This is a genomic window from Thermomonas sp., assembly GCF_047606765.1.
Taxonomy (GTDB): Bacteria; Pseudomonadota; Gammaproteobacteria; order Xanthomonadales; family Xanthomonadaceae; genus Thermomonas.
In genome coordinates this window covers 1-26,687 of sequence record NZ_JASGED010000100.1, presented here as the reverse complement: position 1 = coordinate 26,687, position 26,687 = coordinate 1, and the positions used below count along the sequence as shown (strand labels likewise).

At 64.9% G+C, this 26,687-nt stretch carries 22 protein-coding genes, 1 other RNA gene and 1 pseudogene; 4 read left to right on the top strand and 20 right to left on the bottom strand.

The genetic code is table 11. The features are described 5' to 3' along the window. From QM612_RS09650 to hrcA, 13 genes and pseudogenes are all read right to left on the bottom strand, one after another. Positions 1–252, bottom strand: a pseudogene (locus tag QM612_RS09650) (hypothetical protein); the annotation flags it as partial. Beyond that, positions 249–617, bottom strand: a complete 369-nt coding sequence (locus tag QM612_RS09645) for a hypothetical protein (RefSeq protein WP_415253681.1) — start codon at positions 615–617, stop codon at positions 249–251. The gene QM612_RS09645 and the pseudogene QM612_RS09650, both read right to left, overlap by 4 nt. A 27-nt stretch (positions 618–644) precedes the next feature. Then, on the bottom strand, positions 645–1,124 hold the full coding sequence (greA, locus tag QM612_RS09640) for a transcription elongation factor GreA (RefSeq protein WP_415253680.1): 480 nt from the start codon (positions 1,122–1,124) through the stop codon (positions 645–647). Continuing rightward, entirely contained in the window at positions 1,121–4,375 is a 3,255-nt protein-coding gene (carB, locus tag QM612_RS09635) for a carbamoyl-phosphate synthase large subunit (RefSeq protein WP_415253679.1), read from the bottom strand. The genes greA and carB overlap by 4 nt, the downstream gene beginning before the upstream one ends. Positions 4,376–4,411: 36 nt before the next feature. Further along, positions 4,412–6,301, bottom strand: coding sequence for a prolyl oligopeptidase family serine peptidase (locus QM612_RS09630; RefSeq protein WP_415253678.1), 1,890 nt, complete (start codon positions 6,299–6,301; stop codon positions 4,412–4,414). A 53-nt stretch (positions 6,302–6,354) separates the two neighbouring features. Next, positions 6,355–7,479 carry a glutamine-hydrolyzing carbamoyl-phosphate synthase small subunit gene (carA, locus tag QM612_RS09625; protein ID WP_415253677.1) on the bottom strand — a complete coding sequence of 375 codons (1,125 nt, stop codon included), beginning with the start codon at positions 7,477–7,479 and terminating at the stop codon, positions 6,355–6,357. A gap of 116 nt (positions 7,480–7,595) precedes the next feature. After that, a complete protein-coding gene (locus tag QM612_RS09620; protein ID WP_415253676.1) occupies positions 7,596–8,309 on the bottom strand; it encodes a 4-hydroxy-tetrahydrodipicolinate reductase in 714 nt (237 codons plus the stop codon). A gap of 50 nt (positions 8,310–8,359) precedes the next feature. After that, positions 8,360–10,603 carry a DUF1631 family protein gene (locus tag QM612_RS09615; protein WP_415253675.1) on the bottom strand — a complete coding sequence of 748 codons (2,244 nt, stop codon included), beginning with the start codon at positions 10,601–10,603 and terminating at the stop codon, positions 8,360–8,362. Positions 10,604–10,766: 163 nt separating this feature from the next. Then, positions 10,767–11,870 (bottom strand): prephenate dehydrogenase, encoded by a 1,104-nt coding sequence (locus tag QM612_RS09610; protein WP_415253674.1) that lies wholly within the window; start codon positions 11,868–11,870, stop codon positions 10,767–10,769. A gap of 58 nt (positions 11,871–11,928) precedes the next feature. Further along, complete coding sequence (gene dnaJ, locus QM612_RS09605; protein ID WP_415253673.1) at positions 11,929–13,074, bottom strand: molecular chaperone DnaJ; 1,146 nt, start codon at positions 13,072–13,074, stop codon at positions 11,929–11,931. A 143-nt stretch (positions 13,075–13,217) separates the two neighbouring features. Further along, the gene (dnaK, locus tag QM612_RS09600) at positions 13,218–15,137 is read right to left on the bottom strand and encodes a molecular chaperone DnaK (RefSeq protein ID WP_415253672.1); all 1,920 of its coding nucleotides are present in this window, start codon (positions 15,135–15,137) and stop codon (positions 13,218–13,220) included. 147 nt (positions 15,138–15,284) lie between these two features. Continuing rightward, the gene (grpE, locus tag QM612_RS09595) at positions 15,285–15,833 is read right to left on the bottom strand and encodes a nucleotide exchange factor GrpE (RefSeq protein ID WP_415253682.1); all 549 of its coding nucleotides are present in this window, start codon (positions 15,831–15,833) and stop codon (positions 15,285–15,287) included. Next, a complete protein-coding gene (gene hrcA / locus QM612_RS09590; RefSeq protein ID WP_415253671.1) occupies positions 15,830–16,876 on the bottom strand; it encodes a heat-inducible transcriptional repressor HrcA in 1,047 nt (348 codons plus the stop codon). The genes grpE and hrcA overlap by 4 nt, the downstream gene beginning before the upstream one ends. A 78-nt stretch (positions 16,877–16,954) precedes the next feature. Here hrcA and recN point away from each other — a divergent pair, with 78 nt between their 5' ends. After that, the gene (gene recN / locus QM612_RS09585) at positions 16,955–18,613 is read left to right on the top strand and encodes a DNA repair protein RecN (protein ID WP_415253670.1); all 1,659 of its coding nucleotides are present in this window, start codon (positions 16,955–16,957) and stop codon (positions 18,611–18,613) included. Between the two features lie 96 nt (positions 18,614–18,709). Here recN and fur read toward each other — a convergent pair whose 3' ends face one another. Continuing rightward, positions 18,710–19,111: a ferric iron uptake transcriptional regulator gene (fur, locus tag QM612_RS09580; protein ID WP_415253669.1), complete on the bottom strand. Its 402-nt coding sequence runs from the start codon at positions 19,109–19,111 to the stop codon at positions 18,710–18,712. A 151-nt stretch (positions 19,112–19,262) separates the two neighbouring features. Here fur and QM612_RS09575 point away from each other — a divergent pair, with 151 nt between their 5' ends. Next, positions 19,263–19,655 carry an outer membrane protein assembly factor BamE gene (locus tag QM612_RS09575; protein ID WP_415253668.1) on the top strand — a complete coding sequence of 131 codons (393 nt, stop codon included), beginning with the start codon at positions 19,263–19,265 and terminating at the stop codon, positions 19,653–19,655. 7 nt (positions 19,656–19,662) lie between these two features. On the opposite strand, the gene QM612_RS09570 is transcribed toward QM612_RS09575, so the two are convergent. Both QM612_RS09570 and QM612_RS09565 read right to left on the bottom strand, forming a co-directional pair. Further along, complete coding sequence (locus QM612_RS09570) at positions 19,663–19,926, bottom strand: RnfH family protein (RefSeq protein WP_415253667.1); 264 nt, start codon at positions 19,924–19,926, stop codon at positions 19,663–19,665. Then, the gene (locus QM612_RS09565; protein WP_415253666.1) at positions 19,926–20,354 is read right to left on the bottom strand and encodes a type II toxin-antitoxin system RatA family toxin; all 429 of its coding nucleotides are present in this window, start codon (positions 20,352–20,354) and stop codon (positions 19,926–19,928) included. The genes QM612_RS09570 and QM612_RS09565 overlap by 1 nt, the downstream gene beginning before the upstream one ends. Before the next feature lie 59 nt (positions 20,355–20,413). Between QM612_RS09565 and smpB the strand changes: the two genes are divergently transcribed. After that, a complete protein-coding gene (gene smpB / locus QM612_RS09560; RefSeq protein WP_415253665.1) occupies positions 20,414–20,908 on the top strand; it encodes an SsrA-binding protein SmpB in 495 nt (164 codons plus the stop codon). A gap of 156 nt (positions 20,909–21,064) precedes the next feature. Here smpB and QM612_RS09555 read toward each other — a convergent pair whose 3' ends face one another. Then, positions 21,065–23,248, bottom strand: a complete 2,184-nt coding sequence (locus QM612_RS09555; RefSeq protein ID WP_415253664.1) for a CHASE domain-containing protein — start codon at positions 23,246–23,248, stop codon at positions 21,065–21,067. 98 nt (positions 23,249–23,346) lie between these two features. Between QM612_RS09555 and ssrA the strand changes: the two genes are divergently transcribed. Then, positions 23,347–23,700, top strand: a transfer-messenger RNA (tmRNA) gene (gene ssrA / locus QM612_RS09550). 125 nt (positions 23,701–23,825) lie between these two features. Here the strand turns inward: ssrA and QM612_RS09545 are convergent. From QM612_RS09545 to alr, 3 genes are all read right to left on the bottom strand, one after another. Beyond that, positions 23,826–24,503 carry an OmpA family protein gene (locus QM612_RS09545; protein WP_415253663.1) on the bottom strand — a complete coding sequence of 226 codons (678 nt, stop codon included), beginning with the start codon at positions 24,501–24,503 and terminating at the stop codon, positions 23,826–23,828. Positions 24,504–24,602: 99 nt separating this feature from the next. Then, the gene (locus QM612_RS09540) at positions 24,603–26,051 is read right to left on the bottom strand and encodes a WS/DGAT/MGAT family O-acyltransferase (protein WP_415253662.1); all 1,449 of its coding nucleotides are present in this window, start codon (positions 26,049–26,051) and stop codon (positions 24,603–24,605) included. Positions 26,052–26,160: 109 nt separating this feature from the next. After that, on the bottom strand, positions 26,161–26,687 hold a 527-nt coding region (gene alr / locus QM612_RS09535), incomplete at its 5' end, for an alanine racemase (RefSeq protein ID WP_415253661.1).

Here is a 26,687-nt window from a genome sequence, read left to right as displayed (position 1 = left end):
TTCGACACGATCATTCAGGCGCGGGCTGATGTACCCGATCCATTGGGGATCACGCATGAACAGGTCGATGTCGTGGCTGATGCGATGATCCAGCGCCAGCATCAAGCGCGTCCCACCGCCCAGCTTAGGCTGGAACGCACCGCCGGCACGCTCTTGCACGTCGGCAATGATCGCCAGTGCCGTCCGTTCGAGGCTCCGCCACGACCCGGACTGGCGATGGGCAATGACTTGATCGCGCGTGGTGCCACTCACAACAAATGCTCCACCGAGGTCTCCCACGCCCGAACTGGCGCAAGCGCGTCAGCCAGTGACTCACGATAGAGTGCATCGACGCAGTGCACGTCGGCAGCAGCTTCGACCGTACACCGCAATATCAAGTCAGGCGGAAGCTCGGCGAACAAGGAACTGATCAGTGCAGCGGCGGTGGGTGACACCGGCAGATCGCGCGTGGTACCAGCGCGCAGCGCAGAGGCCAGTTGGCCCGTGGTCAATACCGGCCCAACCGAGGCGTTCAAATGCCTCACCGCCAGCTCTAGGCCGGATTGCTGCCTCATGATCGGCCACTCATCGAGGAATCCGGATTCAAGGTACGTCTGCAGGTTGGAGGCGTCAATCACCGAATCCGAGGGAATCGCGGGGCGACATCAGCCTTCGTAGCGCACCGAAACGATCTCGTACTCGCGGGTGCCGCCCGGTGCTTCGATGGTGATGGCATCGCCCTCGTGCTTGCCGATCAATGCGCGTGCCACCGGCGAGGAAATCGCGATCAGGCCCTGCTTGATGTCGGCTTCCAGGTCGCCAACGATCTGGTAGGTCCTCTCTTCGCCGCTGTCGGCGTCGGCCAGTTCCACGGTCGCGCCGAACACGATCTTGTCGCCGGCGGTTAGGGTGGCGATGTCGATGATCTGCGCGTGCGAGAGTTCGGCTTCAAGGTGCTTGATACGGCCTTCGATGAAGCCCTGCTGCTCGCGTGCGGCGTGGTATTCGGCGTTTTCCTTGAGGTCGCCGTGGGCGCGGGCTTCGGCGATCGCGTTGATGACCGCCGGGCGCTTGACCGACTTCAGTTCTTCAAGCTCCGCGCGCAGGCGCGCTGCGCCTTTGGCGGTGATGGGCGCACGGCTCATGCCTGCTTCTCCTGTGCAAGTTCCTTGTGCAAATCCTGCAGCGCATGCACGTCGCCAGCGCCGCGATGATCCAGCGAATGCAGCAAGGCACTCGCGCCGGACACGGTGGTGGAATAGGTGACGCGATGCTGCAAGGCCTCGCGCCGGATCGAGAAGGAGTCGGCGATGGCCTGCCGCCCTTCCGTGGTGTTGACGATATAGCTGATCTCGCCGTTCTTGATGAGGTCCACGACGTGTGGACGGCCTTCGATCACCTTGTTGATGCGCTGGCAGGCGATGCCGTTTTCGCTCAGGTAGTCGGCGGTGCCGCTGGTGGCGACGATGGAGAAGCCGCGCTCGATCATGTACTTCGCCACCGGCAGCACCCGCGCCTTGTCCGGATCACGCACGGAGATGAAGGCCTTGCCCGGTTGCGGTGCCTTGATGTTGGCGGCTTCCTCGGCGCGCGCGAAGGCGGCCTCGAAGCTGCGGCCCACGCCCATGACTTCGCCGGTGGAACGCATTTCCGGGCCGAGGATGGGATCGACGTTCTGGAACTTGGCGAACGGGAACACCGCTTCTTTCACGGAGTAATAGTCGGGCACGATTTCCTTCGTCGCGCCCTGCTCGGCCAGCGACTTGCCGGCCATGCAGCGTGCCGCGATCTTGGCCAGCGGCCTGCCGATGGCCTTGGACACGAATGGCACGGTGCGGCTGGCGCGCGGGTTCACTTCCAGCAGGTAGATGATGTCGTCACCTTCGGCATTGGTCTGCACCGCGAACTGGGTGTTCATCAGACCGACCACATGCAGCGCACGCGCAAGCGCAGCCACTTGCTCGCGCAGGCGATCCTGCGTGCTTGCGGACAGCGAATACGGCGGCAGCGAGCAGGACGAGTCGCCGGAATGCACGCCAGCTTCCTCGATGTGCTGCATCACGCCGCCAACCAGCACATTGCCCGCGCTGTCGGCGATCACGTCGATATCGACTTCCACCGCGTTGTCGAGGAAGCGATCCAGCAGCACCGGCGCATCGTTGCTGACCTTCACTGCCTCGCGCATGTAGCGTGCAAGGTCGGCGTCGGCATGCACCACTTCCATCGCACGCCCGCCCAGTACGTAGCTGGGACGCACCACCAGCGGATAACCGATCTCACGCGCCTGCGCCAGCGCTTCCTCGGCACTGCGTGCGGTGCGGTTGGGCGGTTGCAGCAGACCCAGGTCATCAACCAGTTTCTGGAAGCGCTCGCGGTCTTCGGCCAGATCAATGGAATCCGGCGAGGTGCCGATGATCGGCACGCCGTTGGCTTCCAGCGCCTTCGCCAGCTTCAGCGGCGTCTGGCCGCCGTACTGGACGATCACGCCGACGGGCTTCTCCAGCTCCACGATCTCCAGCACGTCTTCCAGCGTCAGCGATTCGAAGTACAGGCGATCGGAGGTGTCGTAGTCGGTGCTCACCGTTTCCGGGTTGCAGTTGACCATGATGGTTTCATAGCCATCCTCGCGCAGGGCGAGCGCTGCGTGTACGCAGCAGTAGTCGAACTCGATGCCCTGCCCGATGCGGTTGGGGCCACCGCCAAGCACCATGATTTTTTTGCGGTCGCTCGGATTGGCTTCGCATTCGTCCTCATAGGTCGAATACAGATAGGCGGTGCCGGTGGCGAACTCGGCGGCGCACGAGTCCACGCGCTTAAAGACGGGGCGCACGCCGAAGGCCTTGCGCAGCGCGCGCACGGCGGTTTCATTGGTGCCGGTCAACTGCGCGATGCGGGCATCGGAGAAGCCCTTGCGCTTGAGCGCACGCAGGCGGCGCGCATCCAGCCCGTCCAGCCCGCGATGCACCACGTCGATTTCGGCATCGATGAGTTCCTCGATCTGGTCGAGGAACCACGGATCGACGAAGGACAAAGCATGCACATCCTCCACGCTCATGCCCGCGCGGAAGGCATCGGCCAGATGGAAGATGCGCTCCGGGCCCGGCTCCTTCAGTTCGCGGCGCAGGCGTACCAGATCGTCTTCGTCGGTCAGGTCAAGGCCAGTCGGATCAAGCCCGACCTTGCCGGTTTCAAGGCCACGCAGCGCCTTCTGCAAGGACTCCTGGAAGCAGCGGCCCATCGCCATCACCTCGCCCACCGACTTCATCTGCGTGGTCAGGCGTGCATCGGCCTGCGGGAACTTCTCGAAGGCGAAGCGCGGAATCTTGGTGACCACATAGTCGATGGCCGGCTCGAACGAAGCCGGCGTCGCGCCGCCGGTAATTTCGTTCTTCAACTCATCCAGCGTGTAGCCAACGGCCAGCTTGGCCGCGACCTTGGCGATGGGAAAGCCGGTCGCCTTCGATGCCAGTGCCGAAGAACGCGAGACGCGCGGGTTCATTTCGATGACGACTACGCGCCCGGTCTGCGCATTGATGCCGAACTGCACATTGCTGCCGCCAGTGTCCACGCCGATCTTGCGCAGCACCGCGATGCTGGCGTCACGCAGGCGCTGGTATTCCTTGTCGGTCAGGGTCTGCGCCGGTGCAACGGTGATGCTGTCGCCGGTATGCACGCCCATCGCGTCGAGGTTCTCGATGCTGCACACGATGATGCAGTTGTCCGCGGTGTCGCGGACGACTTCCATCTCGAACTCCTTCCAGCCAAGCACGGATTCCTCAACCAGCACTTCGCCCACAGGCGAAAGCTCAAGGCCGCGCTTGACGATTTCCTCGAACTCTTCACGGTTGTAGGCGATGCCGCCACCGGAGCCACCCAGCGTGAAGCTGGGGCGGATGATGGTGGGATAACCGACCTTGGCCTGAATCTCCACCGCCTGCTCGAACGTGCGCGCGACCTCGGCCTTCGGGCATTCAAGGCCAATCTCCTGCATCGCCACGCGGAACAGCTCGCGGTCCTCGGCCATGCGGATGGCTTCGCGCTTCGCGCCAATCAACTCGACGCCGTATTTCTCCAGCACGCCGTTGTCGGCAAGGTCCAGCGCGCAGTTCAGCGCGGTCTGCCCGCCCATCGTCGGCAGCAGCGCATCGGGCTTCTCCTTGGCGATGATCTTCTCGACCGTCTGCCAGTTGATCGGCTCGATATAGACCGCATCGGCGGTTTCCGGATCGGTCATGATCGTGGCCGGGTTGCTGTTGACCAGCACCACGCGATAGCCCTCTTCCCGCAACGCCTTGCAGGCCTGCGCGCCGGAGTAGTCGAACTCGCAGGCCTGCCCGATGACGATGGGGCCAGCGCCGATGATGAGGATGGTCTTGATGTCGGTGCGCTTTGGCATGTAAGTCTCTTTCCGGCCCTGTCAGTGATTACCGAATTACGGGGTCTTCGCGCCGGAACCGATGTGCTTGTCGAAGAAAGCCAGCATCTTCGTGTACAGGTTCACGTTGTTCTTCAGGTCACGGAACCCATGGGCTTCCTTGTCTTCGACGACCACAACTTCCGGTGCCTTGCCGACCTTCTTCATGGCCGCAACCAGCTCATGCATGTGCTTGATCGGGACACGCACATCCTTCCCGCCATGCACCAGCATCACCGGGGCCTTGAGGCGTTCAACGCCGGAAACAGGCGATTGTGCGCGGCGCTCGGAAATGCTTTCCGGCTGCACCTGGGTCAGGTAGTTGCGTCCGTACTCGCTACCTGCCGTATCACTGCTACTGCGCTGAATGTCGAGGTCGTAAACACCAACATAACCCACGGTGCATCGATACAGGTCAGGCTCTCGAACGGCGCTCATCAACGCGGCATAGCCGCCATAGGAAGCGCCATAGATGCAGACACGACCAGGATCAGCGATCCCCTGCGACACCGCCCAACGCACCGCATCGGTCAGATCATCCTGCATGGCGGTACCCCATTTGCGGTAACCCATGCCTTCGAACGCGTTGCCGTATCCGCCGGAACCACGGTAGTTGACCTGCAGCACCGCATAACCGCGATTGGCCAGCAACTGCACTTCCGGATTGAAACCCCATTCGTCACGCGGGCCGTGCGGGCCGCCATGCGGATTCACGATCATCGGCAGATTCTTGCCATTGCTGCCGACGGGCAGGGTGACGTAGCCGTGCAGTTCAAGGCCATCGCGCGCCTTGAAGCTGATCGGCTTCATCGGCGACATTTCGCTGGCCTTGATCCAGCCTCGGCTGCTGGCCAGGAAAGTCGCCTGACTGGTTTGGCGATCAAACAGATAATCGCTGGATGGCTGACGATCGGAATACACACGCATTGCGAAGTAACGCCCATCCTCTGACGGACGCAGGAACTGCACAACGGAATCCGGGAAAGCCTTGGTCAGGCCCGCATAGACCTTGGTTTCGGGATGCTTGGGCTCAATCCAGTCCCAGTAGGGGATGCCGTCTTCGTACCACACCGCAAGCAGGGTTTTTCGATCAGTGCTCCAGAGGAAACCAGTCGGGCTCACAGTGCCGTTATGCGAAAGTTGCTTTTCCGCCCGGGTCTCCATATCCAGCAGAACGATGGTTTCCGGCTTTCCATCCTCACCCTTGGCCATATAAACATTGCGATTATCCCCAGCGAAACCGAGTGGCCTGTAGGTTGCGCCATTGCGGGGACTCTTGTGGATCAATGACCAGTTGCTGCCATCGCGGCGATAAGTAACGTTGCTGCCATCTTTCATCTCGCCCGTCAGGAAGCGCGGATTGCGATCGTGATCCACCAGAAAACTACCGTGATCAACCGGTCCGTTCGCAACTGTCGTAGTGCGGCCCGTATAGACGTTGAGCTTGAATAGGAAGGCACTTTCGATCGAACGCTGCACCAGAATCGTATCGGGATCCTCTGGAGTCAGGTTAATGATTTCATAGTAATTGCCATTCGGGATATCGATGCGCTTACTTCCATCAATATTTGATGCGTACATGTCACCGCGCTGGGTCTCAAAGTCGAGGCTACCGGTCTTGAAAGTGACATTGAACAGCAGGCGTTCATTGTTCGCCCATATTGCATCACGGATGTGCCGATTCTCGCCATAATCCCACTTGCCAACGAGCCCCTTGTCGGACACGCGCAAAACGGCAAGCAGCGTACGATCCGCTTGCGGCACCCGGATCGCCATGTGTTCGCCATCCGGAGATAGGCTGATGACGCTGGAGTCCGGATCCTTGAAAAAATCCTCGACTGGCACTTCACGCGCAAGAATCTGGGTTGGTGCCAGCATCAACAGTGCGGCAAGCAGTTTTCCGTACATATTCTGTGTACTCCTGAGTTGAAACGCAGCAGCGAAATTGCGGAATTGCACGATCAGGCACCCGCACGCATCGATGCCACGAACCTATCGAACAACGGTGAAACATCGTGTGGCCCGGGTGATGCTTCCGGGTGGCCCTGGAAGCTGAAGGCCGGTACATCGGTCAGTTCGATGCCCTGGTTGGTGCCATCGAACAGCGAGCGGTGGGTCACGCGGGTGTTGGCGGGCAGCGTGGCCTCGTCGATGCAGAAGCCGTGGTTCTGCGAAGTGATCATCACGCGCCCGGAATCGAGAGCCTGCACGGGATGGTTCGCGCCGTGGTGGCCGTGCGGCATCTTCATGGTGCGTGCGCCTGCGGCCAGTCCAAGCAACTGATGGCCAAGGCAGATGCCGAACAGCGGCACTTTGGCGGCAATGAACTCGCGGATCGCGGCAATCGCGTAATCGCAGGGCTGCGGATCGCCGGGGCCGTTGGACAGGAACACGCCGTTCGGCTGCATCGCCAGCACGTCAGGTGCTGGCGTTTGCGCAGGCACCACGATCACGTCGCAGCCGCGTTCGGCCAGCATGCGCAGGATGTTGTGCTTCACGCCGAAGTCGTAGGCCACGACCTTGAACTTCGCATCCATGCGCACGCATGCGCCGGTGTCGAGATCGAGCTGGCCTTCGTTCCACTTGTAGCTGGCTTCGGTGCTGACCACCTTCGCCAGATCCATGCCGGCAAGGCCCGGAAACTTGCGGGCGGCTTCGATGGCCTTGTCGGCGTCTATCTCGCCCGCCATCAGCGCGCCGTTCTGCGAGCCGCGTTCGCGCAGGATGCGGGTCAGCTTGCGGGTGTCGATGCCGGCAATCGCTTTGATCCCGCGTGCCTGCAACCACTGCGGCAAGGCGATCTGGCTGCGCCAGTTGCTGGGGCGACGCGGCACGTCACGCACGATCAGGCCGGCAGCCCAGGCCTTGGTGGCTTCGTCGTCTTCGTCGGTGCAGCCGGTATTGCCGATATGCGGATAGGTCAGCGTGACCAACTGGCGCGCGTAGGACGGGTCGGTCAGGATTTCCTGATAGCCGGTCATGGCGGTGTTGAACACCACCTCGCCAACGGAAAGACCGGCTGCGCCCACGGAAATACCCTCGAAGACGGTTCCGTCTTCAAGGGCGAGGATGGCGGGTTCGTTCAAGTGTGTCGCCCTGCGTGAGGTTGCAAAAAAGCGCCGAAGCGGCTGTAACCGGTTCGGAGCTGGGGGGATCAGGCGAGCGAGAATTGTACCGATGCCGAGGCGTTTGCGCCAGCCTCCTACAGCAGATCGGCCACCCGATAGCGTCCGGGCGCGCGCCCATGCAGGCGGCGTGCGGCGTGTAGCGCGCCACGGGCGAAGATGTCGCGGTTGCTGGCGCGATGCACAAGCTCGATGCGTTCGCCCATGCCGGTGAACTGCACCAGATGCTCGCCGACGATGTCACCGGCACGCAGCGATGCGTAATGCGGCGCAGCTCCACCGGCCTGCGCGGCCTCGCCAAGGGTCAGCGCGGTGCCCGAAGGCGCGTCCAGCTTGCGGGTGTGGTGGGCTTCGACGATGTCGCAGTCCCAGCCCGGCAGTGCCTGCGCTGCGCGTTCCACAAGCGTGTGCAAGACCGCCACGCCAAGGCTGAAATTGCTGGCCCAGCTCAGCGGGATCAGGACCGAAGCGGCATCAAGCGCCGCCTTCTGCGCATCGGACAGGCCGGTGGTGCCGGAGACCAGCGCAACGCGGCGGGCGACGCACAGGCCAAGGATGGCATCGAAGGCCTGTGGCAGGCTGAAGTCGATGGCGACATCGAACTCCGGCACGCCGTGCAATTCCGAAGCCGCGAACTGCGGGATACCCTCCAGCACGCGCGCATCGACCTTGCGCGAGACCGCGGCCACCACGTCGCAGCCGCTGTCGGCCTCGCTGCCAAGGCGTTGCAGGGCCTGGCCCATGCGGCCACTGGCACCATGGATCAACAGACGGAGGGGTGTCGTATTCATCCGTGCAGGCTAACCAGCACGCACGCACGCGACAAGATGCAGTTACTGGATCAGGACTGGGCAGCGGCGCTTTTCAGGCGATCGGCGACCTGGTGCATGGCATCGTCGAAGGCGCTGCCGGCCTCGCGCAGGCTGACCTTGCCCAGCTTGGCCATCGCCGCCAGTTCTTCCACCGATGCCACCAGCACGCGCACGCCGCGCTTGTTCACCAGCAGCAGGCGCGCGGAGATCGGGCTGATCCACGACACCTTGGCCGGCTCCGCGCGGCCATCGTTGCCGGCCAGTTGCAGCCAGTCACCGACCTCCAGCTTGCGCATGCGCTCCAGCATGCTGCCATCGAAATCCAGCGCATCGGTGCCGCCCACCACTTGCAAATGCGGCTGCGGTTCGGGCTGGACGACGATGGGCTCCGGCACCACCACCTGTTCCGGCATGCGCACGTCGGCAGCCACCGAGGCTTCGCCTTCGGCCAACCTCGCCAGCGCGTCGCGAATGGCGGCGATGGCAGCCTGTGCGGCATCACCCGTGCAGCCAGCACTGGCAAGGATGTCTTCCAGCCCGCTTTCCGGCAGCGGGTCGCGGCTGCCTGGATCGATGTGTTCGCAGGCACAGTCATGGGCTGCCAGCAGGCCATCGATGGTGGCCATCGCAGCTTCATAGCGTGGTGCTTCGTTGCCTTCGCGCAGCACCACCTGCACAAGATGATGGGCGGCGTGACGGGCCAGGAAATCCTCGATCACCGGCGGCAATTCGCGACCGGCGCGATGGCGGTCGAGGTCGGTCAGCACCAGAATCCGCGCCTGATCCATCCTCTCGCGCCCGCGCTGGGCCTCGGCGGTGCGCTTTTCGGCCAGTTCGAAACGCTTGCGGTGCTGCGCCATGTAACTGCGCAACTCCTGCTCCAGCGTTTCGAAGATCGCCACGTCCTCGTTGAACTCGGCTACCAGCCGGTCGATGGTGTGGTCAACGTGGTTGAGCAGTTCGCGTTCCTGCGGCGCCTCGCCGTGATTGCCCTCGCAGGCCTCGGCCACCGTGTTCAGCAGGCGACGCGCCGGGTGCTGCTTGAACAGGAACATGCGGCGATCCTTCACCGCGACTTTCACGTAGGGCACCAGCATCCTGCCGATCATCTGGCGGATGTTGGCGTCGTACTGCGGGCCATCCAGCAATACGTCGAACAACAGCGCGACCAGATCGACCGCATCGCCGTCCAGCCCGTCCAGTTGCAGGTTGTCGTCGGCCACGCCCAGCTTGCGTGCGTTCTGTGCCATCTGCTGGCGCAACTGTGCAGCAAGCGGCACCCGCTCGTTGCCCGCACCAGCGGCAAACTGCAGCGGTGCCTCGCGCTGCATCAGCGACAGGATCGAAAGCAGTTCCCCCGAGCCCAGCACCTGCCCTTGCGCTGCGGCCATGCCCGGCTGTCCCGGCATGTGCGCGCCTGCGGTACCGGCGACCGCGCCCATCGCCTGGCTGCGCCAGCCCTGCAGCAAGCCCAGCATGTTGGCGAACATGGCCTGCTCGGCCAGGCCGGGTTGCAGCGGCACATCGCCTTGCGCCTGCGGCATCGCCACGGCCTGCGGCGCAACGTGCTGCGCGCCGGCTGCCGCCACAGGCGCGTGCGTGGCCGCATGCACCGGCCTGCTGGTGGCACGCAGTTCGGGCAGGATGCCCGCAGCCGCCAGCTTGGCGTTGGCCTGATGGTAGATCTCGCCCAGTTCGCCGGCCAGCTCGCGCTCGAAGAACTTGAACATCACGATGCGCAGCGCGGCTTCCATTTCCACCTGCGCCATCGCATCGCCCAGCGCATTGGCAAGGAACGCCGGGCTGAAGGGATTTTCCATCGAAGCCAGATCGTGCCCCAGCAGTGCGGACAGGCGCTTGAGCAGCAGTTCCAGCGATGGCCCATGCTGGCGCTGCACGAGTGCAGCTAGTTGCTGCACCGCCAGTTCTTCTTCCAGATCCTGATCCGACAGCAGTCTGAGGTCGGAGCGGGTCTCACCCGCGTTGTTCTGCGCGTCCGCCACGCGCAGGTCAAGCAAGGCGGCATGTACGCTTTTGCGGAAACGCTCGGCGATCGTGGCGCGGGCGCGGCGCACGTCACGCAACGCCATCAGGCCGAGGTCTTCCTCGCCGTTCTGGCTGCGGTCGAACAGGTAGTCATCGACATTGCCCAGGGTGCGGTCAAGCGCCGGCGGCACGCGATCGAGCACCAGTTTCTGCAGTGCATCGAGCAGCAGATCGCGATCCCTGTGCGGGATGCTGTGGTGGGTGTCCGCGGGGGAACGGAACGTCATGGGGTGGCCCGGAACCGATTAGGCTTGGGTGCCACAGTACGCCGCAGCGCGTCGCCAATCGTTGATGGGCGTCATGGATTTTCGTATCAGGGGGGCGCTTGAATACCTTTTCATGCCACTTCGGGGTGGCTTCGCCGTGGAAAATGGCTGTCCTGCCGTTTTTTCAACCGGAAAGCACGCGCCCGATGCCGCTGCGCTGCAGTTCCCCGGCCACGGCCTGCAACTGTGTGGGCAAGGTGCCGCTGATGAAGCTCAGCCGGAAATGCACCTCGCCGGCCGGCGTGCGCGAGGAATGCAGCGAGGCGATGCTGACGCCGTGCGCCTCGAACACGTGCAGCAGCGCACGCAGCGAGCCGGGGCGATCCTCCGGTAAATGGATGCTCATGCACTGCCGGTCGCTGAGGTCGGCCAGCAGATAGCCCAGCCGCTCGAAGGTGTAGTTGCCTTCGGCCAGCGCCTGCGGGCCGAGGGCGGCGCGATTGTCATCCAGAAACTCGCGCCGGAACGTCGCACGGGCAGCGTCACCCTGCCCCACCAGTTCGGCCATGCGCCCAAGCTGTGCGGCCAGCGCCGTCAGCACGCCGTGTGCATGTGGATTGCCGAACTGGATGTCTTCGTAGATGGCCGGGTTCAGCGACAGGATGCGGCTCATCATTGCCGCGTCCATTTCGAACGAGGCTGAACGCAGTGGCATCAACGCCGCCAGGCTGCCACTGCATTCGCGCAGCACGCCGGCCTGCGCCAGATGCGCGGCATGTACCATCGCCTGCACCAGTGCCATCGCGCGGTCGTGATGCTCCGGCGTGGCCTGCACGCATTCGGCTTCCAGCGCCGCCAGCAGGGTGTCCAGCCACGGCTTCCAGCGTTGCAGCCGCGCCTCGCACACCACCAGCACACGGCCCTTCAACGTGGGCGTCTTGGGCGGTGCGGTCATCGGATGCAGGCCCACGACTTCGGCCCGTGAGCGCAGCATCGCGGCCACGGGTGCGGCCTTCACCGAGGTCACGTCCAACCAGAGCTTGCCGGTCTCGCTGCCATCGGCCATCGACACGTAGCGTTCGATCAATGCGGGCGTGTACCGGATCGGCGCGGCGAACAGCAGCACGTCGGCGCGCTCCAGCAGCGCCTGTTCACTGGCGGATGCGGCATCGGCAGGATCGTGGCCGATTACTTCCAGCCCCATCCGCTGATTGAAGAACGTGGTCAGCCAGCGCCCGTAGGCGCCGGCGCTGCCGACGATGCCGATGACGCGGGGATGCGTGCCCAAAAGAAAAACGCCCGGAGTGTCCGGGCGTCATTCTAGACAGCCGAAACGGTTTCGGCTGTCAGGATTTCATCCGTTCCCAGAAACCTTTCACGCCGTCGAGGAAGGTGCTGGCCTTTGGCGAATGCCTGCGCGCGTTATCGCCGACGAAGGTGGCTTCGAACTGTTCCAGCAACTCGCGCTGGGCCACGGTCAGGTTGACCGGGGTTTCCACCACCACCTTGCAGTACAGGTCGCCCGGCGCACGGCTGCGCACCGACTTCACGCCCTTGTCGCGCAGGCGGAACACCTTGCCGGTCTGGGTTTCGGCGGGGATGCGGATTTCCGCTTCGCCGCCCAGCGTGGGCACGCGCACGGTGTCGCCAAGTGCCGCCTGCGAGATGCGGATCGGCACTTCGCAATGCAGGTCATCGCCATCGCGTTCGAAGATCTCATGCGGGCGCACCCGCACTTCCACATACAGGTCACCCGCCGGCGCACCGGCCGGGCCGGCTTCGCCTTCGCCCGCCAGGCGGATGCGGTCGCCGCTGTCCACGCCTGCCGGAATCTTCACCGACAGGGTCTTGTCTTCCTCCACGCGCCCATTGCCGTTGCAGTGCTTGCACGGATTGGCGATGGTCTTGCCGGCACCGCCGCAATGCGGGCACGGCGCCTGCATGGTGAACGGGCCGCGCTGCATGCGTACCTGCCCGCGCCCGTGGCAGGTGCCGCAGGTGTCGATCTTGCCGTCTTCGGAACCGCTGCCCTTGCAGGGTTCGCAGGATGCAAGCGTGGGGATGTCGATGCGTTTCTCGACGCCGGCCACGGCTTCTTCGAGGTTCAGCTCCATCACGTAGCCAACGTCGGCACCGCGACGCGGGCCCTGCTGGCGCGCGCCACCACCAAAGATGTTGCCGAAGATGTCGCCGAAGATATCGCCCATGTCGGCACCACCGAACCCGCCGCCAAAGCCGGGGCCGGCATTGCCGCCGCCCATGCCGTTTTCGAACGCGGCATGGCCGTGCTGGTCGTAGAGGCGGCGCTTGCCGCCATCGCTCAGCACGTCATAGGCCTCCTTGCACTCCTTGAACGCGGCTTCGGCGGCGGCATCACCCGGGTTGCGATCCGGGTGATGCTTCATCGCGCAGCGGCGATAGGCCTTCTTCAGCTCATCATCGCTGGCATTGCGGGCCACGCCCAGGACTTCGTAGTAGTCGCGTTTGCTCATGCTTTGCCTCTCCCTCCCCCTCCGGGGGAGGGCTGGGGTGGGGGTTCGGTGATGCGACGAGGGTTCGGGGATTGCAGGGAATCCCGAACCCTCACCCCAACCCCTCTCCCGACGGGAGAGGGGTTACCGCTATCGGGCCTTCGTCAGGCCTTCTTGTCGTCGTCCTTGACCTCGGTGAACTCGGCATCGACCACGTCGTCGCCCTTCGGCGCATCGCCGGCATCACCCGATGGCTGCTGGCCTGCCGCAGCGGCTGCCGCGAACAACGCCTGCGCGGCTTCTTCCAGTGCCTTGGCCTTGGCTTCGATCTGGCCCTTGTCGTCACCCTTCATCGCGGTTTCCAGCTCGGCGATGGCACCCTCGGCGCGACCAATGGCATCGCCCGGCAACTTGTCGCCGTTGTCCTTGATGGTGGTGCGTGTGGCGTGGATCAGGCCATCGGCCTGGTTGCGCGCGGTGACCAGTTCGTGGAACTTCTTGTCCTCCTCGCGGTTGGCTTCGGCGTCCTGCACCATCCGCTGGATTTCCTCGTCCGACAGGCCCGAGCCGGCCTTGATTTCGACCTTCTGTTCCTTGCCGGTCTTCTTGTCCTTGGCGGTGACGTGGACGATGCCGTTGGCGTCGATATCGAAGCTCACTTCCACCTGCGGCATGCCGCGCGGGGCCGGCTCGATGCCGGTCAGGTCGAAGCGGGCCAGCGACTTGTTGTAGCGTGCCTGCTCGCGCTCACCCTGCAGCACGTGCACGGTCACCGCGTTCTGGTTGTCCTCGGCGGTGCTGAACACCTGCGAGGCCTTGGTGGGGATGGTGGTGTTCTTGTCGATGATCTTGGTGAACACGCCGCCCAGGGTCTCGATGCCCAGCGACAGCGGGGTCACGTCCAGCAGCAGCACGTCCTTGACGTCGCCGGCCAGCACGCCGCCCTGCACGGCCGCACCGATGGCGACGGCTTCGTCCGGGTTCACGTCCTTGCGCGGCTCCTTGCCGAAGAACTCGGCCACCGCCGCCTGCACCTTCGGCATGCGGGTCTGGCCACCGACCAGGATCACCTCGCTGATGTCGCTGGCGCGCAGGCCGGCATCATTCAGCGCAACGCGGCAGGGTTCGATGGTCTTCTTCACCAGATCATCGACCAGCGCCTCAAGCTTGGCGCGGGTCAGCTTGATGTTGAGGTGCTTCGGGCCGCTGGCATCCGCCGTGACATACGGCAGGTTGACGTCGGTCTGCTGGTTGCTGGACAGCTCGATCTTGGCGCGTTCGGCGGCGTCCTTCAGTCGCTGCAGGGCCAGCGGATCCTTGCGCAGGTCAACGCCATCGGACTTCTGGAACTCCTCCACCAGATAGTCGATGACGCGGTTGTCGAAATCCTCACCACCGAGGAAGGTGTCGCCATTGGTGGCGAGCACTTCGAACTGCTTCTCGCCATCGATGTTGGCGATCTCGATGATCGACACGTCGAAGGTACCGCCGCCAAGGTCATACACGGCGATCTTGCGGTCGCCGCCGTCGCTCTTGTCCAGACCGTAGGCCAGTGCGGCGGCGGTCGGCTCGTTGATGATGCGCTTGACATCGAGGCCGGCGATGCGGCCAGCGTCCTTGGTGGCCTGACGCTGGCTGTCATTGAAGTAGGCCGGCACGGTGATGACCGCCTCGGTGACGGTTTCGCCGAGGAAGGCTTCGGCAGTCTTCTTCATCTTCTCCAGCACCTTGGCGGAGACTTCCTGCGGAGCCAGTTTCTTGCCATCGGCCAGGCCCACCCAGGCGTCGCCGTTGTCGTGCGCGGTGATCGTGTACGGCACCACGCCGATGTCCTTCTGCACTTCGGCGTCGGTGAACTTGCGGCCGATCAGGCGCTTCACCGCGTAGAAGGTGTTCTTCGGGTTGGTGACGGCCTGGCGCTTGGCGGATGCGCCGACCAGCACTTCGCCATCCTTCGTCCATGCCACGATGGACGGCGTGGTGCGGTCGCCTTCGCTGTTCTCGATGACGCGGGCCTTGCCGCCTTCCATGATGGCGACGCAGGAGTTGGTGGTGCCGAGGTCGATGCCGATGATCTTGCCCATGTGTGTGTCCTCTTGGATCCGTATGCGTGGGGCGTCGTGCGCCGATGGTTGCTATCTGGGGATGTGTCGCAGCAGTTCAAGTAGGGGCAACCCACCGTGGTTGCCCATCGCAATTAGGGGCAACCCACCGTGGTTGCCCCATCGCAGTCAATTCGCCACCACCACCAACGCCGGCCGCAGCAGGCGTCCGTTCAGCAGGTAGCCCTTCTGGAACACGGTGGCGACATGGCCGGACGCGATGCCTTGCACATCGGCCTGGCTGATCGCCTGATGGTGCTCGGGATCGAACACCTCGCCCTGCGGGTTCACCAGGGTGAGGCCGTTCTCGCCGGCAACCTTCAGCAGCTGCTTGTAGGTCAACTCCAGACCGTCCTTCAGCGGGCCGCTTTCCGCGCCCGCCGCCGTGAGCCCGGCGTCTAGGCTGTCGAACACCGGCAGCAGGTCGCCCAGCAGGCGCTCGTTGGCGAATTTGCGGGCCTGTTCGATGTCACGCGCAATGCGCTTGCGCTGGTTTTCGAGGTCGGCGCGCTCCAGCAGCGACTGCGCCTTCAACTGCTCGATCTCGGCGCGCAGCGCCTCCAGCTCGTCCAACTGCTCGTCGGCGGATTCGTTGACTTCCTGCGTCGGTTCCTGGGTCATGGCCTGCGGGTCGTTTCGCGGCGGATTGCCGCACCGTCCCCGGCTATGGGGCTTCAGGCTTCCGGATTCAAGGCCGCACCCAGCACGGCGGCGGTGGCTTCCACTACCGGGATCACCCGCTCGTAGGCCATCCGGCTGGGCCCGATCACCCCCAGCACACCCAGCACCTGCCCGTCGCGGCCATAGGGCGCGGTGACCAGCGACATGCCTTCCAGCGGGGCGATGCCGGTTTCCTCGCCGATGAATACCCGCATGCCCGGCGCGCGCGCGGTGCGTTCCAGCAGTTGCAGCAGTTCGCGTTTTTCGGCGAAGGCCTCGAACAATGCGCGCAGGCGGTCAAGATCGCCCAGTTCCTGCAGGCCCATCAGCCGGGTTTGCCCTGCCACCAGCATGTCCTCGCGCGAGGGCGCGAACGCCTGTTCGGCAATGTCCAGCGACGATGTCAGCAAGCGCTCCATCTCGCTGCGCGCATCGCGCAGTTCGTGCAGCAGCCGCGCCCGAATCTGCGCCAGCGGCTGCCCCGCGAAATGCGTGTTGAGGTAATTCGCGGCCTGTTCCAGCTCGGATGGGTCGAAGGCGCGGCGCACCTGCACCACGCGGTTCTGCACCTCTCCATCGGCAAACACCAGGATCGCCAGCACCCGCTGCGGGTCGAGCGCCACGAACTCGATCTGGCGGAAGGCGAAGCTTTCCCGCTTCGGCACGCTGACCATGCCGACGAAATGCGTCATCGCCGACAGCAATTCCGAGGTGCTGCCCAAAAGCGCCTGCGTGCCCGCGCCGGCCGGCAGTTCATTGCGCAGCCGCGCCACCTCACCCTCCGGCAACGGCCGAAGTTGCAGCAGCGAATCCACGAACAGCCGGTAGCCCTGCGCGGTCGGCACCCTGCCCGCCGAGCTGTGCGGTGCAGCCAAAAGGCCCGCATCTTCCATCGAGGACAGGATGTTGCGGATGGTCGCCGGGCTCACATCCAGCCCCGCGTGCTTCGCCAGCGTCTGTGACCCCACCGGCTCGCCGTCGCGGATATGGCGCGACACCAGCGTGCGCAGCAACTGGCGTGCGCGCGGGTCGCTGGCGATGTCGGCAGGGCGGCGGCTCATGCCGCAGGTTGTATGCGCGCTGCCGCCTGCATGCAAGCGCTACCGGATCAGCCCGCCATGCAGGCACAATGCGCGGCCATGCTCAGCCGCCTATCCATCCGCGATTTCGCCGTTGTCGCCCATGCCGAACTGGAGTTTGGCCGTGGCCTGACCGTGATTTCCGGCGAAACCGGCGCGGGCAAGTCGCTGCTGGTCGATGCGCTGGGCTTCCTGTCCGGCATGCGCGCCGATGCCGGCGCGGTGCGCCACGGTGCGCAACGTGCGGAGCTTGCCGCCGAGTTCGCGCTGGACGACTGCCCCGCCGCTGCCAACTGGCTGCGCGACAACGAGCTGGACGAAGGCGATGCCTGCCAATTGCGCCGCACCCTGCGCGCCGATGGTGGTTCACGCGCATGGATCAATGGCCGCGCGGCCACGCTGGGGCAGCTTGCCGAGCTTGCCGCCCTGCTGGTGGAAATCCACGGCCAGCACGAACAGCAGGCGCTGCTGGTGCGCGGCCAGCAGACCCTGTTGCTGGATGCCTATGCGCGCCATCCGAAACTGCTGGATGCGGTGCGCGAAGCGGCGGCGCGCTGGAAATCCTTGCGAGACGAACGCGACGCCTTGCTCGCACGCGGCGACGTGGGCGAGCGCCAGGCCTGGCTTGCGCATCAACTGGACGAATTGCAGGCGGAAGCGCTGGAGCCGGACGCGCTGGCGGAACTCGATGCCAGCCATCGTCGCCATGCCCATGCCGCTTCGCTCATCACCGCCTGCGAGCAGGCGCTGGCCGCGCTGGGCGGCGATGATGCGCTGGCCTCGCGCCTGCAACACCTGCGCGGTGGTTTGCAGCGGCAAGCCGACAACGAGCCGCGCCTGCTTGAGGTCGATGCGATGCTGGATTCCGCCGCGATCCAGCTGGATGAAGCGTTGGCCTTGCTGGAACGCATCCGCGACGATCTCGACCTCGACCCCGACGCGCTGGCCGAGATCGAGCAGCGCCTGACCCGCGTGCAGGATCTGGCCCGCAAGCATCGCCTCACACCCGACAAGCTGGCCGCACACCGCGACACGCTGGCGGCGGAACTGGATGCACTGGCCGTTGCCGATGCCCGCCTGCAACACCTCGACCGCGACATCGCGCAGGCACTGACCGATTGGCAGGCAGCCGCGAAGACGCTGACCGCATCGCGCCGCAAGGCCGGGACTGCGCTATCGAAAGCCGTCGCTGCGCTGATCGGCGAACTCGGCATGGAAGGCGGTCGCTTCGAAATTGACCTTGAAGCAAACGCCAGCGACACGCCTGATGCGAATGGCGCAGAACGCGCCGAGTTCCTCGTGTCCGCCAACGCAGGCCAGCCGCCGCGCCCGCTGCGCAAGGTCGCGTCCGGCGGCGAGTTGTCGCGCATTTCACTGGCGATTGAAGTCGCCACGCTGGGGCTGGATGCAGTGCCCACGATGGTGTTCGACGAAGTGGATTCCGGCATCGGCGGCGCGGTGGCCGCTGCGGTGGGCGCAAAACTGCGTGCGCTTGGCGCGCCGCGACAGGTGCTGTGCGTGACCCACCAGCCACAGGTCGCCGCCGCAGGTCACGCGCAATACCGCGTCAGCAAGGCGGCAGCGGATGGCATGACCCAGTCCTCGGTCACGCTGCTGGACGCGAAGGGCCGCATCGACGAAATCGCGCGGATGCTGGGTGGCGCGGAAGTGACGAAGGAAGCGCAGGCAGCGGCGAGGAAATTGTTGGAATCCCCGTAGGGGCGCTCGCCCGTGGTCGCCCTGAGCGCCGTAGGGGCAACCCCCCGTGGTTGCCCTGAGCAGGGCAGGCACCGGGGCCTGCCCCTACAGGGAGAATCAGCGCTTTTTGCGGACGTACAGCACCAGCGCATGGTCCTCGATCTCGTAGCCGTGCTGGGCCGCGATGCGGTGCTGCAGTTCCTCGATCTCGTCGCTGTGGAACTCGATCACCTTGCCGGTATCGACATCGACCATGTGGTCGTGATGCTGGCCGCGATCCAGTTCATAGACGGCGGTGCCGCCCTCGAAATTGTGCTTGAGCACCAGCCCCGCCGACTCGAACTGGGTCAGCACCCGGTAGATGGTGGCAAGGCCGATCTCCTCGCCTTCGCCCAGCAGGTGCTTGTAGATGTCCTCGGCGGTCATGTGCCGGGACTGGGCCTGCTCCAGCAGTTCCAGAATGCGCATGCGCGGGTGGGTGACCTTCAGGCCGACCTTGCGAAGATCCTGGGATTCCATTCGCCCTCCGGAGTGCTGTCGTGAACGTGCGCGGGCATGCAACGTCAGGTGAACGCAGCTGCCGGCGTATGGGGTTGCGCGTACCGGCATGGGCCGTGGCACGGCCGTTCGAGTGTATCATCGCCCCACTGTTCACTGCCCCAGACCGCCGATGCGCAAGCTGCTCGTTCCCCTTCTCGCACTCCTCATCACCAGCGGCTGCGGCGTGCTGTACCGGCAGCCGATCTATCAGGGCAACCTGCTCGACAAGACCGCCGTGGAGCAGTTGCAGGCAGGCATGGACAAGCGTCAGGTGATGACGCTGCTGGGCACGCCCTCGATCCAGGACCCCTTCCACCACGACCGCTGGGACTACGTGGCCAGCCGTCGCCTCGGGCGCAGGGGCGCAACGGAAGTGAAGAACATGACCATCTGGTTCGAGAACGGGCAGCTCACGAAGTGGGAAGGTGAATACTTCCCCGAGGAAGACTCCGAACTGGCCAAGAACTCGGTGCGCCTGTTTGGCCCGAACCTGGCCAAGGACAAGAAGAAGGGTGGCCGCTGAGCCAGCGCTAGGTTGATTTCACGCGCTCGGCGCGCAGCCGGCGCGCCTGCTTGGGGTCGATCTCCAGTGGCCTGAGCAGTTCGATGCGGTCGCCCTCATACAATGGCGTGGCTTCGCTTGCGGCCACGCCGAATATCGCAAGGCCGGTGAATTCGCCCTCCAGCGCCCAGCCCGCTGCCGCCAGCGCATCGCCAATGCGGGCACCCGTTTCCACTTCGACCGTGACCGCCTCGAAGCGCCGGGCCCATGCGCGCACCAGTTCCACCCGCATCAGCCGCCCCTGTCCGCCTCGCGCACGAAGTCGTCCACCATGCGGTCGGCCAGTCCCTGCATGCCCATCGACAGCGCCGGCCCCAGCAGCCTGTTCTGCGGTTCGAAGTCCAGCCGCAGGGTGACCTTGCAGGCGGATTCGTCCAGCGCATGAAACTCCCAGCGCCCGTGCAGATGGCGGAACGGGCCGTCGCGCAGCTGCATGTCGATGTGATGCGGCGGCACCAGCAGGTTTTCCGTGGTGAACCACGTATGCAAGCCGCCGATACCGAGGTCAAGCCGCGCCAGCACCCGCGCCGCGTCCTGCTCCAGCACCTGCGCCTCGCGGCACCAGTCGAAACGGCGTGGATAGGCGGCGATGTCGTTGACCAGCGCGAACATCCGCAGGGCGGCGTGTTCGACCAGTGCGCTGCGCTGGATGACCGGCATCAAGGCTCCGTGTGGCTGTGTCCGTGCCGTTGCGTGGCCGGATCGGCGAGAATGGCGGGATGAGCAAGAAGACCGGCAAGGATAAGCCAAACGGCGGCGGCAACATCGCGCTGAACAAGCGGGCGCGCCATGAATACAGCTTCGAACAGAAGTTCGAGGCTGGCCTGTCGCTGCAGGGCTGGGAACTGAAGGCGATCCGCGCGGGCCGCGCCAACATCGGCGATGCCTACGCGGTGGTGCTGGAAGGCGAGCTGTTCCTGATCGGCGCGCAGATCACGCCGCTGATCCAGGCCTCGACGCATGTGATCGCCAATGATCGCCGCACGCGCAAGCTGCTGATGCACCGGCGCGAGATCGACGTGCTGATCGGGCGCGTGCAGCGCGACGGCTACACATTGGTACCGACCGCGCTGTACTGGAAAGGCAGCAGGGTCAAGGTGGAACTGGCGCTGGCGAAAGGCAAGCAGAGCCATGACAAGCGCGAGGCCAGCAAGGAGCGTGACTGGAACCGCGAAAAGCAGCGGGTGATGCGCAGGCACAACCGCGATGCGTGAGGCTGCTGCTCTTGCTCGTCATTCCGGCGAAAGCCGGAATCCAGTTTTTTCAGCCACATCGCAGACTTGAAAGCTGGATCCCGGCTTTCGCCGGGATGACGGGCCAATTTCGGGATTCTGGCTTTCACCGGAATGACGAACGGGATCGAACGATTCCTAGGCGTCTTCGCCCGCCACAGCACCCAGCGTGAAGCGGAACGTCGCGCCCTGCCCCGGGCTGCCTTCGGCGCGGATTTCGCCGCCATGGCGCTCCACGATGCGTTTGACCGACGCCAGCCCGATGCCGTGGCCGGGGAAATCCTCCTGGCTGTGCAGTCGCTGGAACGGCTTGAACAGCTTGCCGGCGTAATCCGGATCGAAGCCGGCACCGTTGTCGGCAACGTGGAACCAGAGGTGGCCTTCGTCATCGCGTGACTGGCCGACCTCGATCCGCGCGTCCGCACGGTCGCGGGTGAACTTCCACGCATTGCCCATCAGGTTCTCCAGCAGGTTGCGCAGCAGCGCACGGTCGCCCTGCGCCTGCATGTCGGCAGCAATCGACACCTGCACCCGGCGCTGCGGATCGGCATCGGCAAGTCCTGCCGCAACCTCTTCGGCCAGTTCGGTCAGGTTGATGTCATCCAGCTGTGGCTCGCTGCGTCCGATCCGCGCCAGCGTGAGCAAGGCCTCGATCAGGTCGCCCATGCGCGCGGTGCCGCGCCGCACGCGATCCAGATAATCGCGCCCGGTGTCATCCAGTTGTGCAGCGTGTTGCTCGCTCAACAGGCGGCTGAAACCCTCGATCCCGCGCAGCGGCGCACGCAGGTCGTGCGAGACGCTGTAGGCGAAGGCTTCCAATGCACGGTTGGCCTCACTGAGTTCACGGGTGCGGGCCGCGACACGCGCCTCCAGCGTGCGGTTCAGCGCCAGCACGTCGGCTTCCGCGCGAAGGCGTTCGGTGACGTCTTCAACCTGCACCAGCCGGGCGAGGTCGATGCCGGGTTCGTGCGGCACCGGTGCGTAGGTGAGTTGCACATGGCGTGTTTCGCCATCGCTGCGTCGCAGGCTGCGGGTTTGGCGGGTCACGCCGCCCTCCTCAGCTTGCGCATCATCCGCAGCGGTGTCGCCATCGTCCAGCAGGCCATCGAACATTTGCCCTGCCAATGCTTCGGCATCGCGGCCCACGATTTTTGCCAGCGCCGGATTGCATTCAACGATGTTGCCATGCGAATCCAGCAGCGCCTTGCCAATGGCGGAAAAGTGGATCGCGCTGCGGAAGCGCTGTTCGCTGAGGCGGTAGCTGTCGGTCATCCGCGCAGCAAGACGGCGCGCGCGCGATTCGACGGAGGCAAGGCTCCATACCAGCGCGAACAACAACAAAGACGTGGCGATGCCGGCGTACAACAGGCTGTCCAGCGCCGCCAGTTGCGGTGCGGCGGCATCGTGCGGGCCGGAGTGGAACTCGAAGCGCCACTGTCGCCCGTACATCGGCCGGGTCAGACTGTGGGTGAAGGCATGTTCGGCATCGACGCCGGCATCCTGATACAGCACGACAGGATTCCCCGATGTCACATCCACCAGCCGCAGCGGCAGGCGCATGGGCGCGGTCTGCAACGCGCCATCCAGCATGGTGTCGATGCGGAACGGCGCAAATACCCAGCCGCGCATTGCCGCACGCCGCGCCTGCACGTTGGCGGCGACCGGCCCGGCATACACCGGGGTGTAGAACACCAGCGATTGCATGGGATGGCTGGCATCGCGCATCAGCACCAGGCTGGCACTGAGCCGCGGTTCGCCGCTGTCCATCGCCGCCTGCATCGCCTGCCTGCGCACAGGCTCCGAATACATGTCGAAGCCGCGCGCACCGAGGTTGAGCTGCGTCTCCGGCGCCATGTACAGGATTGGCCCGTAACGCTCGCGTTGCCCGTGCGGACGCAGTTGCAGCAGCCCGTAACCGGCATCGCGCCATTCCTCCTGCAGGCGTGCCAGACCTGGCGCATCCACGTTTATCGCATAGCCCAGCCCCAGCAGCGATGGAAAGCGCGACTGCAACTGCAGGCCATCCACGTAACCGCGCCAGTGCTGCGGCGTGGGCTGCTCCACCGCCGTGAACAGTGACGCGCCACCGCGCAGGGTCAGCTCGATGTTGTTCAGGTGCAACTGCACCAGCGCCGCCTGCCGGCCCGCGCTGCCACGGAATTGTTCCTCGGCCAGCCCCAGCTCGCGCTTGCGCATCTGGCTCCAGGCCAGGAACACCAGCAGCAACGACAGCGCAAGCACCAGCAGCGCCACGACATGGCCACCGCGCCACCAGTGGCGGGCAGTCGTTGCGGGTGCTGTTGCATCAGTGGTGGAAGACATGAACGCAGGATAGCCAACCCGGCGTGATTGCGGCATGCCCCTTGTTCGCGCCGGCTTCGACCCTATACTTGCCCGGTCGGTGAGATCGACAACTTCCCGGGGGTGTACTGGCTTCGACGGGGGTCGCGAAATCGCACGGCGCATGCCGAGGGGGTAGCTTTCCTCGCTAATCCAGCTGCAAAACTCATAGTTGCCAACGACGACAACTACGCTCTGGCCGCTTAAGGCCTAGCCCCGAACCCACTTGTGCTCGTGCTCGTGGATGTAGGGTCATTATCACGGGATAGGTGCCGGCGGCGACCCGCCAACCGGCTCCGAAACGCAGCGGGTGTGGATTGCGGTGTGCTTCGCACGTTGTGTTGCCGCCGTCCGAGACTGAACAACGCGCTAAGCATGTAGTGCCGGGCATGGAGTGCCTTCGGACGGCGGTTCGATTCCGCCCACCTCCACCATATATCAGTCCAATACAGTCCCAAGAAGTCCCGTAACCCCGCAGAAATGCGGGGTTTTTCTTTCTTTCTTCCGCAAACGAAACGGGCCGCTTGCGCGGCCCGTGGTGCTTCATCGTGCGGGTGGATCAGCCCTGCAACGGCAGCAGGCGGATTTCGACGCGGCGGTTGAGGGCGCGGCCGGAGTCGGTGTCGTTGCTGGCAACCGGGTAGCGCTCGCCCATGCCCACCACTTCGAAGCGCTCGCGCTGCACGCCCTGCCCGATCAGGTAGCTGGACACGGCATTGGCGCGGCGTTCGGACAGGGTCTGGTTGGCGGCGTCGGAGCCGACGCTGTCGGTATGCCCGCTGATCTCGACGATGGTCTGGTTGTATTCCTTCAGCGTGCTGGCGATGGTGTTCAGTGCCGGGTAGAACTGCGGCTTCAACTCATACTTGGCGAAGTCGAAGGTCACGCCGTCCGGCAGGTTGAGCTTGATGACATCGCCATCGCGGGTCACGTCGATGCCGGTGCCTGCGGTTTCGCGGCGCAGCTTGGCTTCCTGGCGATCCTGATAGGCACCGATGGAGCCGCCGGCCAGTGCGCCGATGCCGGCACCGACCATCGCGTGCTGGCGACGTTCCACCGCGCTGTCGCCACTGAGCAGGCCCGCTGCCGCGCCGATGGCCGCGCCGATCAGCGCGCCGCGCTTGGTGCGGTTGGGGTCATTCGGGTCATTGGTCTGGCCGGTGTAGGTGGCGCAGCCTGCGGTGAAGGCGACCAGCGTGGCCGCCAGCATGCCGAGCTTGAGCGTTTGGTTGTTCATGCAAGGACTCCTGTCTGGTCCGCTTCAGGCCAATCCTGAATACGAAGCACTAGGCTAAGCGGGGACGCATGGCCGCAATGTGAACGAAACCGCCCGCCGTTAAGCCTGGGTTTCCGATTCCACGGGCGCATCGTCCAACAAGGCGCATGCGGCCTCGGCATCCAGCCTGTCATCCCAGTTGCCCATCAGCGCCAGATACAGCAGCTTTTCGAACTCCGCACCGAAGCGGCGGATCACGCCTTCCGGGTCGGGGAGCAGGCGGGCATCGGAAATCAGGCCGAAATGCACCTTGCCGCCATAGCTGAGGATGGACAGGCCCAGCCCGATCGAGCCGGTCTGCGGCACCCAGAACATGATGTCGCGCATGGCGCAGCCGGCCATGTACAGCGGCTGCTGCGGCCCCGGCACATTGGTCGCCACCGCGCTGGCCTTGCGGCTGAACATCTCCAGCGCCACTTCCTGCAACTGCGGCGGGGCCAGCCCTAATGCAGCCAAAAGTCCATAGGCAACAATGGCTTGGCGTGAACTCTTCAACTGATTCATGCAATCGGCCACGCGCTCCAGCCGGCGCAGCGGGTTGTCCTCGCCCACCGGCAATTCCAGGAACACCAGGCCGAAGTGGTTGCCGAGTTTCTTTGCATGCTCCAGCGGACGCAGGTTGACCGGCACGGTGGCGCGCAGGGTCATGCCGTCGAGGTTTTCGCCACGCTCCAGCATGTAGCCGCGCAGCGCGCCCGCCGCTGCCGCCATCAGCACATCGTTGACCGTGCAGCCGCAGGCGCGACCGACGGCCTTCACTTCCTCAAGGTTCAACGGTTCGGCCCATGCCACCCGCTTGCTGACGCCCAGCCGACCACGCAGCAATGAAGGCGGGTCGTCCGGCAGGGCCAGCGCAGTGACCAGCTCGCGGGCGATCTCGCCGCCCTCCTTCGCCAGCAAGGTGGCAAGGCTGGGGTCCTGCACCATCGCCATGCCCTGCTCCAGCACCTTGCCGCCGAGCTTCATGTATTTGTCCACCGCACCCACGCGGCGGGCCACCGGCGCAGCTTCCTGCTTCAGCCAGGCCTTGTCCAGACGGGATTTGCCGGAGGGTTCGCGGCTGGTATCGGTCAGCGACAGCAGCACCTGCACCAGCGCGATGCCGTCTGCATAACAGTGATGGATGCGCACCACCACGGCCGAGCCACCCTGATAACGCTCGACCAGATGGAATTGCCACAACGGCTTGGTGGAATCCAGCGGGCTGGACGCAAGCTGGCTGACGAAGCGTTCCAGCGCGCGTTTTTCGGACGCACGCCCGGGCTTGCCCGGCAATCCGGACAGGCGCACATGCCAGTCCAGGTCGAAGTCGCCGTCTTCCACCCACTGCGCGCCGGTCGCGCCGATCACCGGCTTCTGCCGGAAGCGCGCATACGACAGGAAGCGCTGCTGGACGACCTTGCGCAACTGCGCCAGCGTCATCGGCTCGGCGAACATCATCACCCCGGTAATCATCATCGGGTTGGTGGGCCGCTCCATCCGCAGCCACGCGGTATCCACGCGCGACATCGGTTCGCGCTTCGGGCGCCTGCTTGCTTGTTCACGCGGCTTCGCTGTTGCCATCCCTGCCTGCCCTCCCCGGTCTCGCAGCGAGTGAATCACGGCGGCTTGCGGGCGGTCAACGCGCTGGCATGCCGCCAACGTATTCGCGCGGGATGCGCTCGTTGAGGCGGGTCAGGATTTCGTAGCCGATGGTGCCTGCGCGCTGCGCCACATCCTCGACGCGAATCGCCTGCCTGCCCTGCTCGCCGATCAGCACCACGTCGTCCTCCACATAGGCCGTGCCATCCGGCCCAAGATCGACCATGAACTGATCCATGCACAGGCGGCCCACGATGGGCCAGCGCTGGCCACGGATCAGCACCTCGCCGCAATTGGACAGCGCGCGCGGATAGCCATCGCCATACCCGATCGGCACCGTCGCCACGCGGGTATCCGCGCCCGGTGCCCAAGTCGCGCCGTAACCCACCGGATGCCCGGCCTTCACCACCTTGAAATAGACCACCTGCGACACCAGCGACAGCGCGGGCCGCACATCCACCGTGCGATGCGCCGCCGCATCGGGCAGCACGCCGTACATCAGGATGCCGGGGCGCACCATGTCCAGCCAGGTCTGCGGTGCGTGCAGCACGCCGCCGGAATTGG

Bases quoted from the DNA above. Each gene is read 5' to 3' on its own strand.
- QM612_RS09570 (WP_415253667.1), bottom strand. From the start codon at position 19,926: ATGCGGGTGGAACTGGTGCGCGCATGGGCCCGGCGCTTCGAGGCGGTC.
- QM612_RS09540 (WP_415253662.1), bottom strand. From the start codon at position 26,051: ATGTCGCGCGTGGATACCGCGTGGCTGCGGATGGAGCGGCCCACCAAC.
- recN (WP_415253670.1), top strand. From the start codon at position 16,955: ATGCTCAGCCGCCTATCCATCCGCGATTTCGCCGTTGTCGCCCATGCC.
- fur (WP_415253669.1), bottom strand. From the start codon at position 19,111: ATGGAATCCCAGGATCTTCGCAAGGTCGGCCTGAAGGTCACCCACCCG.
- dnaJ (WP_415253673.1), bottom strand. From the start codon at position 13,074: ATGAGCAAACGCGACTACTACGAAGTCCTGGGCGTGGCCCGCAATGCC.
- smpB (WP_415253665.1), top strand. From the start codon at position 20,414: ATGAGCAAGAAGACCGGCAAGGATAAGCCAAACGGCGGCGGCAACATC.
- QM612_RS09565 (WP_415253666.1), bottom strand. From the start codon at position 20,354: ATGCCGGTCATCCAGCGCAGCGCACTGGTCGAACACGCCGCCCTGCGG.
- QM612_RS09615 (WP_415253675.1), bottom strand. From the start codon at position 10,603: ATGACGTTCCGTTCCCCCGCGGACACCCACCACAGCATCCCGCACAGG.
- QM612_RS09630 (WP_415253678.1), bottom strand. From the start codon at position 6,301: ATGTACGGAAAACTGCTTGCCGCACTGTTGATGCTGGCACCAACCCAG.
- QM612_RS09545 (WP_415253663.1), bottom strand. From the start codon at position 24,503: ATGAACAACCAAACGCTCAAGCTCGGCATGCTGGCGGCCACGCTGGTC.
- QM612_RS09620 (WP_415253676.1), bottom strand. From the start codon at position 8,309: ATGAATACGACACCCCTCCGTCTGTTGATCCATGGTGCCAGTGGCCGC.
- QM612_RS09575 (WP_415253668.1), top strand. From the start codon at position 19,263: ATGCGCAAGCTGCTCGTTCCCCTTCTCGCACTCCTCATCACCAGCGGC.
- QM612_RS09555 (WP_415253664.1), bottom strand. From the start codon at position 23,248: ATGTCTTCCACCACTGATGCAACAGCACCCGCAACGACTGCCCGCCAC.
- hrcA (WP_415253671.1), bottom strand. From the start codon at position 16,876: ATGAGCCGCCGCCCTGCCGACATCGCCAGCGACCCGCGCGCACGCCAG.
- greA (WP_415253680.1), bottom strand. From the start codon at position 1,124: ATGAGCCGTGCGCCCATCACCGCCAAAGGCGCAGCGCGCCTGCGCGCG.
- dnaK (WP_415253672.1), bottom strand. From the start codon at position 15,137: ATGGGCAAGATCATCGGCATCGACCTCGGCACCACCAACTCCTGCGTC.
- carB (WP_415253679.1), bottom strand. From the start codon at position 4,375: ATGCCAAAGCGCACCGACATCAAGACCATCCTCATCATCGGCGCTGGC.